This is a genomic window from Nocardia sp. Marseille-Q1738 (assembly GCF_965283145.1).
The window spans coordinates 554065-567925 of record NZ_CBDIMS010000001.1 but is presented as its reverse complement, the minus strand read 5'-3'; the positions used below and the strand labels follow the sequence as shown (position 1 = coordinate 567925).

Here is a 13861-nt window from a genome sequence, read left to right as displayed (position 1 = left end):
TGTGCGAGTGAAGGTACGGGGACCTCGATGCTGAACAACGGTGCGATGATCGCCGACCGGTACCGGCTGCATCGACTGATCGCGACCGGCGGGATGGGCCAGGTCTGGGAAGCCCTGGACACCAGGCTCGACCGCAGAGTCGCGGTCAAGGTGCTGAAGTCGGAGTTCTCGGCCGACCCCACCTTCCGTCATCGGTTCCGCACCGAGGCGAAGACGACCGCCCAGTTGAATCACCCCGGTATCGCCGGGATCTTCGACTACGGCGAGACCATCGACCCACAGGGCGGCGAGACCGCCTACCTGGTCATGGAGTTGGTCCAAGGCGAGCCGCTGAACACCGTGCTGAACCGGCTCGGCAGGCTGTCGGTGGCCCAGGGCCTGGACATGCTGGAGCAGACCGGGCGTGCGCTGGACGTGGCGCACCGGGCGGGCGTGGTGCACCGCGACGTGAAACCGGGCAACATCCTGGTCACGCCGACCGGTCAGGTGAAGATCACCGACTTCGGCATCGCCAAGGCGGTGGACGCGTCGCCGGTGACGAAGACCGGCATGGTGATGGGCACCGCCCAGTACATCGCGCCGGAGCAGGCGGTCGGCGAGGACGCCACCGCGGCCAGCGACGTGTATGCGCTCGGCGTGGTCGGATACGAGGCACTCGCCGGGCAGCGGCCGTTCACCGGCGACGGCGCGATCACCGTGGCGATGAAGCATGTCCGCGAGACCCCGCCGCCGATGCCCGCCGATCTGCCCGGCAACGTGCGCGAACTGATCGAGATCACGATGGAGAAGGATCCGGGGCGTCGCTACGCCCGCGGCGGCGAGTTCGCCGACGCGGTCGCCGCGGTGCGCGCCGGCCGTCGTCCACCGCCGCCGAGCGGCGCCCATCCGGGCGCACCGCTGACCGGAGCCACCCGCGTGTTGCCGCCCGGCCCCACGGCCGTGATCCCCTCCGCACCGGCTGATTTCGACGGCGCGACGGTGCGCTACTCGACGCCCGCGGCCGGGGCGGTCGGTCCGGCCACTCGCGCCAGTGCGGCCGCGGCTCCGGCGACGATGCTGAGCCGCAGCGCCGACGGCAATCAGCCGCCCGGCGGCAAACGGCCCACCTCGACGCAGAAATGGCTGGCCGGGCTCGGCCTCGGTGCCCTGCTTTTCGGCGCGATCACGACGTACCTGCTGTTCGGCGGCGATACCAACCCGGACTCGACGCCGTCGCCGACCTCGACGGTCGCGCCGAGTCCGAAGCCGGTCCCGCCGGTGGTCACCACCACTCCCAAGCCAGCGCCTCCGCCGGTGATCACGACCATTCCGGAACCGATCACCACCGAGCCGACGACCACGACCCCGGAGCCGACGACGACCACGCCGCCCACCACCACGGCACCGAGCACGACGAAGCCGACGACGACCGCGCCGACCACCACTACCCTGCCGCGCGTTCCGACCATCCAAATACCCTTTCCCGGGATCCCTGGTGCCCAAGGCCCCACGGCCTCCCGCAGCGGATCCGCTACTTCTTCGCAAGGACAGCCATGACGACCCCGAAGAATCTCTCCTCTCGTTACGAGCTGGGCGAGATCATCGGGTTCGGCGGCATGTCCGAAGTGCACAAGGCGCGCGATATCCGGCTGAGCCGGGACGTGGCGATCAAGGTGCTGCGGGCCGACTTGGCGCGCGACCCCACGTTCTACCTCCGGTTCAAGCGGGAGGCGCAGAATGCCGCCGCACTCAATCACCCGGCCATCGTCGCGGTCTACGACACCGGTGAGGCCGAGGTGGACGGCGGTCCGCTGCCGTACATCGTGATGGAGTACGTGGACGGCGACACACTGCGCGACATCGTGCGCGGCAAGGGCCCGCTGCCGCCGCGGCGTGCGATGGAGATCGTCGCGGATGTCTGTGCCGCACTGGATTTCAGCCACAAGGCCGGAATCGTGCACCGCGACATGAAGCCCGCGAACATCATGATCAACCGGTCCGGCGCGGTGAAGGTGATGGACTTCGGCATCGCCCGCGCGATCGCCGACAGCTCGAACCCGATGACGCAGACCGCGGCCGTGATCGGCACCGCGCAGTATCTGTCGCCGGAGCAGGCTCGCGGCGAGACGGTGGATGCCCGTTCGGATGTCTACTCCGTCGGCTGTGTGCTGTTCGAAATCCTCACCGGCGAGCCGCCCTTCACCGGCGACTCCCCGATCGCCGTCGCATACCAGCATGTGCGGGAGGATCCGCGGCTGCCTTCGCACGTGTTCTCCGGCGTTCCGCGCGAACTGGACTCGGTCGTGCTCAAGGCGATGAGCAAGAACCCCGCCAACCGGTACCAGACCGCGGCCGAGATGCGCGCCGACCTGATCCGGGTGCTCGGCGGCCAGAAGCCCAGCGCCCCGATGGTGATGACCGAAGAGGATCGCACCACCATCATGGGCTCGGACGAACCCCCGCCGCGCGCTTACCGCACCATCGAACGCAACGACGACACCGCCGAGCAGGAGCCGGCCGACCCGGATGGCCAGCGCCGCACCGCCTATATCGCACTCGGCGCCGCCGCGGCGATCGCCGTGGTGCTCGCGCTGTTCTGGGTGTTGATCGGTCCGGGCAGCCGACCGGACCAGGTCGCGGTTCCCGACCTGTCCAACAAGTCCGCCCAGCAGGCGCAGGACGCGCTGCAGAAGCTCGGATTCACGGTGGCGATCCAGCAGAAGCCCGACGGTAAGGTCGCCACGGGCAATGTGATCGCCACGCAGCCGCTCGGTGGCTCCAGGATCGACGAGGGAAGCACCGTCACGGTTCAGGTGTCCAGCGGACCGGCGCAGGTCCAGGTGCCGAGGCTGGACGGTCTGACCCAGCAGGAGGCCGAGCAGAAGCTCAACTCCATCGGCCTGCAGATGGACCCGAACGTGGAGCGCAAGCCCTCCAGTACCCAGGACACCGACAAGGTGATCGGCACCGAGCCCGCGGCGGGCTCCCGGGTCGACGCGGGTCGGCCCATCGTGGTCGTCATCGGTGGCGGACCCGAGAAGGTTCGGGTGCCGAACGTGATCGGCCAGTCGATCGACGTCGCGCAACCGAATATCGAGGGAGCCAATTTCAAGGTTCAGATCCAGGAAGTCGCCTCCTCGCAGCCGAAGGGCGAGGTGATCGGCACCAAACCCGCCGGCGGTTCGTCGGCCGACAAGGGATCGACCGTGGTTCTCCAGGTATCCACCGGCGACCAGATCAGCATGCCGGAGATCCGGGGCCTGACTCCCGCGCAGGCGGTGGACAGACTGCGCCAGAGCGGCTGGACCGGCAGTCTCTCGCAGATCAGTCAGTCCACGGTGTTCGATCCGGGCAATGTCGGCCGCATCGTGGCTCAGCAACCGTCGGCAGGCTCGTCCATCGGCAAGAACTCCACCATCGCGATCACGACCGGAGCGATCGCCTGAGTCTCGAGACCGTCTGCGGTATCCAGAAAACGAGACCATTCGGTGTGGATTGCGGGAGAATAGGGCTGCTTCATCCTAATCAGCGCAGCTGACCACAAGGAGGTAGCTCATGACCACTGCCAGGGACATCATGAAGCCCGGCGCACAGTGGATTTCCAAGCAAGAAACCGTCGAAAGGGCCGCCAAACTCATGGCCGAACTCGGCGTGGGTTCCCTGGTCATCGCGGACGATAACGAACGGATGTGCGGCATCGTCACCGACCGCGACATCGTCGTGAAGTGCATCGCGCAGGGCAAATCGCCATCCGGCACGCGGGTGGAAGAACTGTGCGAAGCGACGCCGCGGTGGGTCGATGCCGACGCCGACATCGAGGTCGTTCTCGACGAGATGGAAAGCAACCGGGTCAAGCGCATGCCGGTGATCGAGAACAAGCGGCTGGTCGGCATGATCAGCGAGGCGGATCTGGCCAGGCACCTGGACGACAACCAACTCGGCGAGTTCGTCACCGCTGTCTACGGACGCCCCTAGGTTCGGCGAGTAATCCAGGCAGGGACACCGCCCGCTGGGTTCGGCTACTTCGACGGCGGCTGCCGTAGCTTCCGCACCGGCACATCGATCACGAGATCTCGCCTGGCGATGACAACTCGAGGGATCTCCCACCGCCGGATCGGTCGGTGCACGGCAGCCGCGTTGAAGTGGTTCGCCTTCGTGCCGAACGGTGCCGAACCTCAGACCGAATGCGCCTTCGGCAGATAGCGCAGTACGGCGACATCGCCGACCTGGGTTACCTCGGCGAGCCGCATCCTGCGATGTGGCGCGCCAGGGTACTGCGCGTCGCCGAGGAAGCGCGGCGCCGCGGTATCGCCGACCAGGATGGGAGCGACGGCGACGTGCAGTTCGTCGGCCAGGTCGGCGGCGAGGAAAGCGGTGTGGACGCGGGTGCCGCCCTCCACCATGAGGCGGGTGACGCCGCGACGGCCCAGGTCGTCCAGCAACGCTCCGAAATCGAGTTCCGCGCCGAGAGCGGCCACTTCCGCGAGACCGGCCAACCGATCGGCGAGTTTCGCCGCGCCCGCGTCGGTGGTGTAGACGAGTTTGCCGCCGCCGTGATGCCAGAACCGCAGGCCGGGGTCCAGGTCGCCGCTCGCCGACACCGTCACCTTGAGCGGATACTCCGGTTTGCCCGCGGCGACGCGGGCCGCTCTGCGGTCCGCACTGTCGACGAGGAGGCGCGGGTTGTCCCTGCGCAGGGTCTGCGCCCCGACCAGGATGGCATCGGAGTCCGCGCGGACCTGGTCGACGCGATCGAAATCCGCCGCGCCGGACAGGCGCAGCCGTTCCGGGCTCGCGTCGTCGATGTACCCATCGATGCTCACCGCGACCGACAGCAGCACATAGGGACGGGTCACTGCACCACCAGCGCGGCGACCTCCGCTTCCAGCGTCTCCACCAGGCCCTCGGCAGGACGCTCCCCGCATACGCCGAGCCAGTTCGCCAGCATGCGGTGGCCGCCCTGGGTCAGCACCGATTCGGGATGGAACTGCACGCCGTGGATGGGCAGCGTGTGATGACGCATCGCCATCACGATCCCGCTCTCGGTACGTCCGAGCACCTCGATCTCTTCCGGAAGGGTGTCCTCCAGCACGGTGAGCGAGTGGTACCGCGTGGCCGTGAACGGGTCGGGCAGACCGGCGAGCACACCGGCGCCGATGTGGAACACCTCGCTCGTCTTGCCGTGCAGCAGCTCGGGAGCCCTGGTGACGGTGGCGCCGAACGCCTCGCCGATGGCCTGGTGGCCCAGACATACGCCGAGCAGCGGAACGCCCTGCTCGGCGCAGGCACGCACCAACGGGATGCTGGCGCCCGCACGGTCCGGGGTGCCGGGGCCGGGACTGATCAGGATGCCGTCGAAGTCGCGCACGACCGCGTCCACGTCGGCCAGGTTCGGATCGTCGTTGCGCCAGACGACGGCATCGGCACCCAGTTGACCGAGGTATTGCACCAGGTTGAACACGAAGCTGTCGTAATTGTCGACGACCAGAACACGCATGGCATCGAGATTACGTCCCCGCCCGGCACCGCGTCGCACCCATTACCAGTTGGGATAGCCTAGGGGCACGACCTGCACGCCGAATACGAGGACGTCATGCCCAAGTCGAAGGTCCGTAAGAAGACCGACTATACGATCAACCCCGCCAGCCGGACCCCGGTGAAGGTGAAGGCAGCCGGGCCATCTCCGGTCTGGTATGTCGCCATCATGCTCGGTTTTATGCTCGCCGGGCTGATCTGGCTGCTCGTCTACTACCTGGCGGCCGAACAGATCAGTTGGATGAACGACCTCAACGCCTGGAACTTCCTGATCGGCTTCGGCCTGATGGTGGTGGGCCTGATCATGACCATGCGCTGGCGCTGACCGCACCGACGCGGATTACAGACGTGTCATTCATGCACATCTGTGGATGAGCCTGTGGACAACTCGAGGAGCGATTGGGGATTGCCTTGACTCCGGAGCCTCAGGATTCCGGCGCGAGCGACGAGCCGCGCATGGTGTGGACCACCCCGACCGCCGCGCTCGTGTCGGTCACCGTGGGCGGCCTCGTCTTGGCCGTGGCCGCGGTTTTCAGCGCCGATGCGCCCAGTCGTCTGCTCGTCGGGCTGGCGGCAGTCGGCCTTCTCGCTCTCGCCGGGCTCGGATTCCGGCAGCGACCGCGCCTTTCCGTGCGGCCCGGAGCACAGCCGCGTCTGGTCGTCCGCACACTGACGGGGCCGGACGAATACACCCGTGACCAGATCATCCGGGCCCGCGTGGTCGGCTACCGCCGCCTCGGTCGCAAGACACCCATGCTGGAACTCGATGTCCAGCGTGACGGCGCGGAGCGACTGCTGATCTTCGGCCGCTGGGATCTGGGCGTCAATCCCGAGGTCGTGTACCACGACATTGTCGAGGCACTGCGCCTCTCCGAGGACAAGACCCGCTGATTCCGGGCCGCAGCGACACGACACGCCGGTCGCGATGTTTCACGTGAAGCGAATTTCGTGTCAGGCTGCCAGCGCGACCGCGCTGACGCCCACCGCCGCCAACGCCGCGACCGCGACAACCCCCAGGGACACCCAGCCGACCAGCCGCGCGGTCTCCTGGGACTTCACCCGCAACCACCCGGGCAGGAACAGGATGCCGAGCGTCGCCACCGTGCCCGCCGCCAGACCGCCGAGGTGTCCCCAGAGCGAGATGCCGGGTAGCGACAAGCTGATGAATACGTTGATGCCGATGATGATGAGCATCTGATTCGGGTTCTGCCGCAACCGGATCAGGATGACGGTGATGGCGCCGAACAGGCCGTACACCGCACCGGATGCGCCCGCCGTGAGACTGTTCTGGGCGAACAGCATCACCCCGGCCGAACCGCCCAGCAGCGAAACCAGATATACCGCCAGATAGCGCAGCCGCCCCAGCACCAGCTCGGAGTCTCGGCCCACGACGTACAGCGCGAACATATTGAGCAGCAGATGGATCGGACCGTAGTGCAGGAAGCCGGAACCGAGCACCCGCCACCACTGGCCGTCCGCGACCGCGGGGGCGAACAGGACCCAGTCCAGGAACAACGCCGAGCCGCGCTGGTTGTCCATCAGGCTCTTGGCCTGGGCCGCGGTGATCGCGAAGATCACCACATTGATCGCGATCAGCGCGTAGGTCACCGCGGGTGTCGACGACCGGGCCGCCGGTGCGCCCGAGACCGTCCGCACCGGCGGAACGCTTCGCTGATCCTGACGCAGACAGTCGACGCAATGCTGGCCGACCGCCGCGGGACGCAGGCACTCCGCGCAGGAGGGTCGACCGCACCGCGTACAGGCCAGGCCGGTCGGACGATTCGGGTGGCGGACGCACGTCGGTGCGGGCGGCTGAGGAATCATAGTCTCAATCGATCGTGATCTTGGTGATGACGACGGGCTCCAGCGGGCGGTCGTCGCGATCGGTCTTGGTGGTCGCGATCGAGTCGACGACCTTCCGCGAATCGGGATCCACGACTTCCCCGAAGATCGTGTGCTTGCGGTTCAGATGCGGTTGCGGGCGGAGGGTGATGAAGAATTGTGACCCGTTGGTGCCGGGCCCCGCGTTGGCCATCGCCAGCAGGTAGCCGCGGTCGAAACGCAGTTCCGGGTGGAACTCGTCGCCGAACTCGTAGCCGGGGCCGCCGCGGCCGGTACCCGTCGGATCGCCACCCTGGATCATGAAACCGGCGATCACCCGGTGGAACAGCGCGCCGTCATAGAACGGCCCGGAGCTGCCCCCGCTGGCGTTCGCTGTGGTGTACGGCACCGACCCGTCGGCGAGACCGACGAAATTGCGGACCGTCTTGGGGGCGTGGTTACCGAAAAGCGAAATCTTGATATCGCCGTGACTCGTGTGCAGAGTCGCCACGGATGTCTGGTTCGGGGAGGTCACGCCGCCCATCGTGCCACGATTGCCGACGACCCCGCGGAACTGGGCAGAGCCGCGCTGTGAGCTGGGGCTCCTGCACGAATCGCCAGGCTGTGCCAGAGTGGTCCAATGACCTCGGGGCGCCTACATGTCTCTTCGCGTTCACGTAACCGGCTCATCGTCGCAGCTGCCGTCGCGCTGGCAGGTGGCGTGGCCTATCTGGTCCGCACCCGGCGGCCCCAGCAGCCGGAACCCGCCCCCGCGCCACCGCGCATCGGATACTCCCGCAATGGCTCCGCGCCGACCCCCGCCACGGGGGTCGGCGCGGAGCGGGATCGCTAGACGCGGAGGAACAGATCAGCGGCTGACCGTCTTCTTGTACTGACGCAGGGCCAGCGGCACGAACGCCACCAGGATCACCACCACCCAGATCAGTGAGGTGAGCACCGGGTGCTGGAGCGACCACGCATCCGGCGTCAGCGCCAGCGGGCTGGTGTTGCCGAACAGGTCGCGGGTCGCCTGGGTGAGCGCGGAGACCGGATTCCATTCCGCGATCACGCGCAGCACGGTGGGCAGTTTGTCGCTGGGCACGAACGTGTTGGCGATGAAGGTGAGCGGGAAGATCACCATGAAGCTGGCGTTGTTGAACACCTCCGGCGTCCGGACCAGCAGACCCACCACGGCCATGATCCAGGACACCGCGTAGGCGAACAGCAACAGCAGCACATAGGCCAGCACCGCGTCCAGGAACGAACCACGGATCCGCCAGCCGACCAACAAGCCGGTCAGCGACATCACCGTCAGGCTGACCACATTGATCACCACATCGCTGATCGTGCGGCCGACCAGCACCGCCGACGACGCCATCGGCAGCGAGCGGAACCGGTCGATAATGCCCTTCTGCATGTCCTCGGCCAGGCCCGCACCGGTGAAGGTCGCGCCGAACACCACGGTCTGCGCGAAAATGCCCGCGATCAGGAACTCGCGGTAGCCGCCGGAGAGACCGGGCACGTCGATCGCCGCGCCGAAGACATAGGCGAACAGCAGCACGAACATGATCGGCGAGAGGGTGGAGAAGATCAGGACGTCGGGTACCCGCTTGATCTTGATGACGTTGCGCTTGGCGATGGTCACGCTGTCGCTGACCACTATCGACAGTCGCTCGCCCAGCGTGGGCCGTACCAGGGCCGGAGTCGTCGCGGTCATCGGTTCTTTCCTTCCATGGCTTCCACCTTGTCGCCGGCTGCCAGCCTGTCGTTCGCCTCGGCACCGTTGGCGGGCGTTTCCGCCTCGTGGCCGGTGAGGGTGAGGAAGACGTCGTCGAGCGAAGGGCGCCGCAGGCCGACGTCGTGAATCTGCACGTTGTGCTCGGCCAACCTGCCGACCGCCTCGACCAGCGCCTGTGATCCGTCGGCCACCGGGACGGTGATCCGGCGCAATCCGGGCTCGAGATGGATCTCGCCGTCCGCCAAGGTCTTCAGCGCCGCCTCGGCGGTCACGAGATTCTCCGCTCGATCGACGGTGAGTTCGATGCGGTCGCCGCCGACCAGGGCCTTGAGCTCATCGGCGGTGCCCTTGGCGATCACCTTGCCGTGGTCGATCACCGCGATGGAATCGGCGAGCCGGTCGGCCTCTTCCATGTACTGGGTGGTGAGCAGCAATGTGGTGCCGCCCGCGACCAACTCCTCGATGACATCCCAGAGATCGAGGCGCGCACGGGGATCGAGCCCGGTGGTCGGCTCGTCGAGGAACAAGACGGGCGGATTCGCGACCAGTGCGCCCGCCAAGTCGAGGCGCCGCCGCATACCGCCGGAGTAGCCCTTAACGGGTCGGTCCGCGGCGTCGGTGAGGCGGAATCGGTCGAGCAGTTCGCGCGCGCGTTCCTTACTTCGCTGCACGCCCATGTGATAAAGACGTCCCACCATTTCCAAATTCTCGAAGCCGGTGAGATATTCGTCGACCGCGGCGTACTGGCCCGACGCACCGATGCGGGAACGCAAGATCTGGGGATCGCGCAGCACGTCGATTCCCGCGACCGTCGCGTGTCCAGCATCCGGCACCAGGAGGGTGGTGAGCACCCGGACAGTAGTGGTTTTCCCCGCACCGTTGGGTCCGAGCAGTGCGGTGACGGTGCCTTCCGGGACCGTCAAGTCGAGTCCGTCGAGGGCCACCAGCTGGCCGTATCGTTTGACCAGACCCTCGGCGACTATTGCGTCGGGCATGATTCTCCTGAGGTTGAGTTTCTCGATATCGTTCCGTGCGGCGCCAGGCATCCGGACGCCGACAATTCGCTGGATCGGGTGACCCGGCCGATACTCGAGTCAGTATTGCGCCGGCCACCGACAAATTCATCCGATTTGTTTCGGGATGGCAACGGGCGCAGCGCAGGCGCGGCGTGCGAAGGCCGCATTCCGATCCAGTCGGTGCTCGGGGGTACCGGATCGGAATGCGACCGGTTCGATGATCCCGCGTGCCCACGCGCCAGGGCGTGCGTAGCGGACTACCCGAATGGACAAAGACCGATACTCGGATCGCATACCGCAGAACGCAGAACGGCGGACCGAGCGGGTGTGCTCTGCACGAGCTGTCGAGACGATGGACACGAACACATGTTCGCATCGGGGTATGACAACTTCCGGCGGCTGCGAGTGTGCGACACGCGGTGTGCCGGTCCGCGCGCGCCGACACGCATGGAATCGAGACGGATTCGGCCCTTGCGGCGACCGGTCGGCACGTTCCGCGCCGCGGGTCGCCGCAGCACGTCACCGGGCTGCTGCGGCATGGAACACCCTGTTGGCCACGGCTTTTGGCAAATGACAGGCCATCGGGCAGGAACGGCGCGAAGGTCCGGTCGGTCACCCGCGGCGGCCATCAACCGGCGGGAAGGTAAGCCCAACCGAAAAAACTTGAAAAGTGGCCGTCCCCACGCACACACAATCGCGGATCATCGAGTAGCATCATTCACGTCGGCCCCTCCCCCCCGGGCCGACCTTACGCGGGCCTCGGCTAACTCCCCCCCTTCGCCGAGGCCCGCTCCCATTTCCGAGGGCAGGCAGTATGCCTATTCCGTCCGGCCGGCATCCGGTTGCACGGTGCGCCACGCCGCGGCGAGTCGCTGCCCACGCACCCGCCCCGCCGTCGCCAGCAGCGGCTGGTCCCGCTCCCACCGCTGCCGCGTCACGGTGTCCGCGGACTCCCACAGCGGATCCAGACCGGCCAGCACGTCACCGAAGAACGCGAAGACCCCGCCGAGCACGATGTGCACCCCCGGCGAAGTCGGCGCATCGATATCCAGCCCGCGAACAGCGGCTACCGCGGTCAGCAGCCGCTGCAGGCTCTGCTGCGGCCAATCCGACGCTCGGGCCACGCGCACCAGCCAGCCCAGCGTGGCGGCCAGCACGTGGATGTCCTCGATCGTGCGAAATGGCTTGAGGTAGTCCAGATACCCATCGCCGGGCAAGACCCGCGCGGGCACGTCGGTCAGCAGCACCGAGGCGTGCGGGACCTCCGGCGCGAACGCGAGCGCGGGGTGTCCGGTCAGACGCACGCCGGTCTCGTGCGCGTCGACCATGGTGGCCCGCAGCCGGTTTCGCCCATCCGCGGCAGTGCCGACGCTAGCGATCACCACCAGACGATGCGCGAAAGCGCCCATCGTCGCGAACGACTTCGTGCCGTTCAGCAACCAGACGCCGTCCCGCTCGGTGAGCGTGGTGCGGATCGCGGAGGGATGACCGCCGCCTTCTTCTGTCGCGCACATCGCGACCATCTCGTCGTCCGACAAATCCGGGATCAGTGTCCGCAGCGCCTCCTGATAGCCGGATAGGAACGCGAAACCGAGCCGATCGGCGCCGAAGCCGCCCGCGATCGCGACATCGACCGGCCGATCGAATCGGTTCGCAGCCACCCGGTGTCGCGTCCACGCGGCGGCGACATCGTTCAGCGGCGCCGTCGCGAGGGGCTCGGTCAGCAGGAAGTCGAACAGAGAATCCACCTCAGCACGGTAACCGAGCGGCGAACGATCCCCGCGGACTCAGCTCTCGGCCGGCCGCGCCGCGGCGGATGCCTGCCAGATCCGGCTGCGCAGATCCCTGCCGCGGATCACCTGGATCCGCCACGGATCCAACCGCAGGATCCGCAGCTTGGGATCCTCCGGCGAGCGCCAGAACTGGCCGAGGTCGTAGCCGGCTCCGTGGGGACTGGTTCGGCGGTACAGCTTCCACACCCGCTGCCGGATATCGACGGTGTCGACCCCTTCGGCCGTGGCGTCGACGGCGACGGAGTTGTTGCTGCCCTGCGCCCAGTACGAAAAGCTCACATGCGGATTGTTCGCGATGTGTGCCTCCTTGACCGGCGTCCGGTAGGTCGCCAGCCACCCGATCGGACGCCCGTCCACGGTCTCCCAGATCGGGATCAGGATCCTCGTGCGCGGCCGATTCCGCTTGTCCACCGTCACCATCGTCGCGTAGACGATCCGCCCGATGTAGTCGTCGAACTCGTCCGCTATCTCGGCGAACGACGACACCTTCTGCGTCATGCCGCCGCCTCCTCCGCCAGCGCGGGGCCACCGAGCCCCTGGCCCCAACCTCCGTCGACCGGAAGCTCGACTCCCGTGGTGAACGTCGAGCCGCCATCGGCGACCAACGGCGCCAGCCGCTGGACCGTGAAGAACGCGCCCTTGGTGTTGATCGCGAATTGACGGTCGAACGATTCCTCGGTGGCGGCGTCCAGGGTTTGGAATTCCGCGGTCCCGTGGTTGCCGAACAGTGCGTCGACCCGGCCGAGCCGCTGTTCGACAAGCGCGCCGAGAGCGTCGATGTCGGCCGCGACCGCCGCGTCCGACCGCACGACATGTGCCGGCCGCCCGGCCAAGCAGGCCCGAGCCTGCGCGAGGTTGTCCTCGTTGCGGCCGGTCAGCACCACCTCGACGCCCTCGGCGAGCAGGGCCTCGACGATGGCCGGCCCCATACCGTGCGTCCCACCCGTTACCACGGCCTTCTTTCCTGCGTTCACGATCAGAGGTCCTCCGCTCTGCACTCCGTGGTTACTTTTTGTAACCGACAGCATCTTCCGTCACCGAGACCGACCTGGGAAGACGGCACTTCGAAGTCACTCGGTTACCGCACGGGTACCGACTGCGCCTCGACAGAAGGGGATCCGGGCTGAGCCGATGGCGATCCGTCGGCAAACATCGGCGCTGCGTGGGCGAATTCCGTGGACGAGCCTGTATCACTGAGGTGTCGCACCCGTCCCCGAAGGAGCCGGACCTGTGCCGAAACCGGACGTTAGTCGCCATCGAACACTCTTCGACGCCGAAGCCAGACTGTCCTGGGTGCTCGCCGCGCTCGCCGGCCTGATCGGTGCGGCGGCGTTCATGCATACGGCTGGCTATTTCGTCACGTTCATGACGGGCAATACCGAACGGGCGGTCCTCGGGTATTTCCACGACGAGCCCGACATGGCGGTGGCGGCCGCCGGTCTACTCCTGTCGTTCCTGTCCGGTGTCGTGGTCGCCTCCTGGTGCCGCAGGCGCTACTGGTCCGGGCACCCCCACGGTGCCACCCTGCTCACCACGGTCTGCCTGGCGGTGGCTTCTGTTGTCGACATCCTGGAATACCAGACGATCGCCGAGCGGATCGGCTTGCTGCCGATCATGTTCGTGGCGTTCGGAGTCGGCGCGCTCAATACCTCGTTCGTGCAGAACGAGGAGGTGTCGGTGCCACTGAGTTACGTCACCGGCACGCTGGTCAAACTGGGCCAGGGCATCGAACGACACCTCAGCGGGGGCGACTACGCGGATTGGCTCGGATACTTCCTGCTCTACGCCAGTTTCGCGCTCGGCGCCCTGCTCGGTGGACTGTTGAGCCTGGTCGTCGCGGGCTGGGCCATGCTGATCACCGCGACCGTCGTGTGCCTGATCGTCACCGGCTACACCTACCTGCACCTCGACCGGCACGGTCCCCTCACGCGGTAAGCATCCGCCATGCGTCTGTCGGTGTTCGCGGCTACGGTGGCCGC

Annotated in this window: 16 protein-coding genes; 7 read left to right on the top strand and 9 right to left on the bottom strand. The window is 67.2% G+C overall.

The window, feature by feature from the left end; genetic code table 11:
- Nucleotides 1–27 precede the first annotated feature (27 nt).
- From ACWPXK_RS02680 to ACWPXK_RS02670, 3 genes are all read left to right on the top strand, one after another.
- Nucleotides 28–1536 carry a protein kinase domain-containing protein gene (locus ACWPXK_RS02680; RefSeq protein WP_454194403.1) on the top strand — a complete coding sequence of 503 codons (1509 nt, stop codon included), beginning with the start codon at nucleotides 28–30 and terminating at the stop codon, nucleotides 1534–1536.
- Nucleotides 1533–3425, top strand: coding sequence for a Stk1 family PASTA domain-containing Ser/Thr kinase (gene pknB / locus ACWPXK_RS02675; protein ID WP_454194402.1), 1893 nt, complete (start codon nucleotides 1533–1535; stop codon nucleotides 3423–3425). The genes ACWPXK_RS02680 and pknB overlap by 4 nt, the downstream gene beginning before the upstream one ends.
- A 109-nt stretch (nucleotides 3426–3534) precedes the next feature.
- Nucleotides 3535–3954 carry a CBS domain-containing protein gene (locus ACWPXK_RS02670; protein ID WP_454194401.1) on the top strand — a complete coding sequence of 140 codons (420 nt, stop codon included), beginning with the start codon at nucleotides 3535–3537 and terminating at the stop codon, nucleotides 3952–3954.
- Between the two features lie 200 nt (nucleotides 3955–4154).
- Here ACWPXK_RS02670 and ACWPXK_RS02665 read toward each other — a convergent pair whose 3' ends face one another.
- Together ACWPXK_RS02665 and ACWPXK_RS02660 are read right to left on the bottom strand one after the other, a co-directional pair.
- On the bottom strand, nucleotides 4155–4835 hold the full coding sequence (locus tag ACWPXK_RS02665) for a RibD family protein (RefSeq protein WP_454194400.1): 681 nt from the start codon (nucleotides 4833–4835) through the stop codon (nucleotides 4155–4157).
- A complete protein-coding gene (locus tag ACWPXK_RS02660; protein WP_454194399.1) occupies nucleotides 4832–5476 on the bottom strand; it encodes an aminodeoxychorismate/anthranilate synthase component II in 645 nt (214 codons plus the stop codon). Before ACWPXK_RS02660 ends, ACWPXK_RS02665 begins: the two co-directional genes overlap by 4 nt.
- Nucleotides 5477–5572: 96 nt before the next feature.
- Here ACWPXK_RS02660 and crgA point away from each other — a divergent pair, with 96 nt between their 5' ends.
- Together crgA and ACWPXK_RS02650 are read left to right on the top strand one after the other, a co-directional pair.
- Nucleotides 5573–5839, top strand: coding sequence for a cell division protein CrgA (crgA, locus tag ACWPXK_RS02655; RefSeq protein WP_454194398.1), 267 nt, complete (start codon nucleotides 5573–5575; stop codon nucleotides 5837–5839).
- An 86-nt stretch (nucleotides 5840–5925) separates the two neighbouring features.
- Nucleotides 5926–6405 (top strand): PH domain-containing protein, encoded by a 480-nt coding sequence (locus ACWPXK_RS02650; protein WP_454194397.1) that lies wholly within the window; start codon nucleotides 5926–5928, stop codon nucleotides 6403–6405.
- Nucleotides 6406–6465: 60 nt separating this feature from the next.
- Here the strand turns inward: ACWPXK_RS02650 and ACWPXK_RS02645 are convergent, their stop codons facing one another.
- A complete protein-coding gene (locus ACWPXK_RS02645) occupies nucleotides 6466–7338 on the bottom strand; it encodes a rhomboid family intramembrane serine protease (protein WP_454194396.1) in 873 nt (290 codons plus the stop codon).
- A gap of 4 nt (nucleotides 7339–7342) precedes the next feature.
- Nucleotides 7343–7870, bottom strand: a complete 528-nt coding sequence (locus ACWPXK_RS02640; protein WP_454194395.1) for a peptidylprolyl isomerase — start codon at nucleotides 7868–7870, stop codon at nucleotides 7343–7345.
- A 105-nt stretch (nucleotides 7871–7975) separates the two neighbouring features.
- Here ACWPXK_RS02640 and ACWPXK_RS02635 point away from each other — a divergent pair, with 105 nt between their 5' ends.
- Entirely contained in the window at nucleotides 7976–8188 is a 213-nt protein-coding gene (locus tag ACWPXK_RS02635; RefSeq protein WP_454194394.1) for a hypothetical protein, read from the top strand.
- 15 nt (nucleotides 8189–8203) lie between these two features.
- Here the strand turns inward: ACWPXK_RS02635 and ACWPXK_RS02630 are convergent, their stop codons facing one another.
- The 5 genes from ACWPXK_RS02630 to ACWPXK_RS02610 all read right to left on the bottom strand — a co-directional run bounded on the left by ACWPXK_RS02630 (nucleotide 8204) and on the right by ACWPXK_RS02610 (nucleotide 12856).
- The gene (locus ACWPXK_RS02630) at nucleotides 8204–9052 is read right to left on the bottom strand and encodes an ABC transporter permease (protein WP_454194393.1); all 849 of its coding nucleotides are present in this window, start codon (nucleotides 9050–9052) and stop codon (nucleotides 8204–8206) included.
- On the bottom strand, nucleotides 9049–10068 hold the full coding sequence (locus ACWPXK_RS02625; protein ID WP_454194392.1) for an ATP-binding cassette domain-containing protein: 1020 nt from the start codon (nucleotides 10066–10068) through the stop codon (nucleotides 9049–9051). Before ACWPXK_RS02625 ends, ACWPXK_RS02630 begins: the two co-directional genes overlap by 4 nt.
- Before the next feature lie 839 nt (nucleotides 10069–10907).
- On the bottom strand, nucleotides 10908–11837 hold the full coding sequence (locus ACWPXK_RS02620; RefSeq protein ID WP_454194391.1) for an acyl-CoA dehydrogenase family protein: 930 nt from the start codon (nucleotides 11835–11837) through the stop codon (nucleotides 10908–10910).
- 39 nt (nucleotides 11838–11876) lie between these two features.
- Nucleotides 11877–12380 (bottom strand): pyridoxamine 5'-phosphate oxidase family protein, encoded by a 504-nt coding sequence (locus ACWPXK_RS02615; RefSeq protein ID WP_454194390.1) that lies wholly within the window; start codon nucleotides 12378–12380, stop codon nucleotides 11877–11879.
- Nucleotides 12377–12856: an SDR family NAD(P)-dependent oxidoreductase gene (locus ACWPXK_RS02610; RefSeq protein ID WP_454194389.1), complete on the bottom strand. Its 480-nt coding sequence runs from the start codon at nucleotides 12854–12856 to the stop codon at nucleotides 12377–12379. Before ACWPXK_RS02610 ends, ACWPXK_RS02615 begins: the two co-directional genes overlap by 4 nt.
- 256 nt (nucleotides 12857–13112) lie before the next feature.
- On the opposite strand from ACWPXK_RS02610, the gene ACWPXK_RS02605 reads away from it, so the two are divergent.
- The gene (locus ACWPXK_RS02605; protein WP_454194388.1) at nucleotides 13113–13817 is read left to right on the top strand and encodes a YoaK family protein; all 705 of its coding nucleotides are present in this window, start codon (nucleotides 13113–13115) and stop codon (nucleotides 13815–13817) included.
- The last annotated feature ends 44 nt before the right edge of the window (nucleotides 13818–13861 follow it).

Coding starts and splice junctions, on each gene's coding strand:
- ACWPXK_RS02680 (WP_454194403.1), top strand. CDS start 28: ATGCTGAACAACGGTGCGATGATCGCCGACCGGTACCGGCTGCATCGA.
- pknB (WP_454194402.1), top strand. CDS start 1,533: ATGACGACCCCGAAGAATCTCTCCTCTCGTTACGAGCTGGGCGAGATC.
- ACWPXK_RS02670 (WP_454194401.1), top strand. CDS start 3,535: ATGACCACTGCCAGGGACATCATGAAGCCCGGCGCACAGTGGATTTCC.
- ACWPXK_RS02660 (WP_454194399.1), bottom strand. CDS start 5,476: ATGCGTGTTCTGGTCGTCGACAATTACGACAGCTTCGTGTTCAACCTG.
- crgA (WP_454194398.1), top strand. CDS start 5,573: ATGCCCAAGTCGAAGGTCCGTAAGAAGACCGACTATACGATCAACCCC.
- ACWPXK_RS02645 (WP_454194396.1), bottom strand. CDS start 7,338: ATGATTCCTCAGCCGCCCGCACCGACGTGCGTCCGCCACCCGAATCGT.
- ACWPXK_RS02635 (WP_454194394.1), top strand. CDS start 7,976: ATGACCTCGGGGCGCCTACATGTCTCTTCGCGTTCACGTAACCGGCTC.
- ACWPXK_RS02630 (WP_454194393.1), bottom strand. CDS start 9,052: ATGACCGCGACGACTCCGGCCCTGGTACGGCCCACGCTGGGCGAGCGA.
- ACWPXK_RS02625 (WP_454194392.1), bottom strand. CDS start 10,068: ATGCCCGACGCAATAGTCGCCGAGGGTCTGGTCAAACGATACGGCCAG.
- ACWPXK_RS02615 (WP_454194390.1), bottom strand. CDS start 12,380: ATGACGCAGAAGGTGTCGTCGTTCGCCGAGATAGCGGACGAGTTCGAC.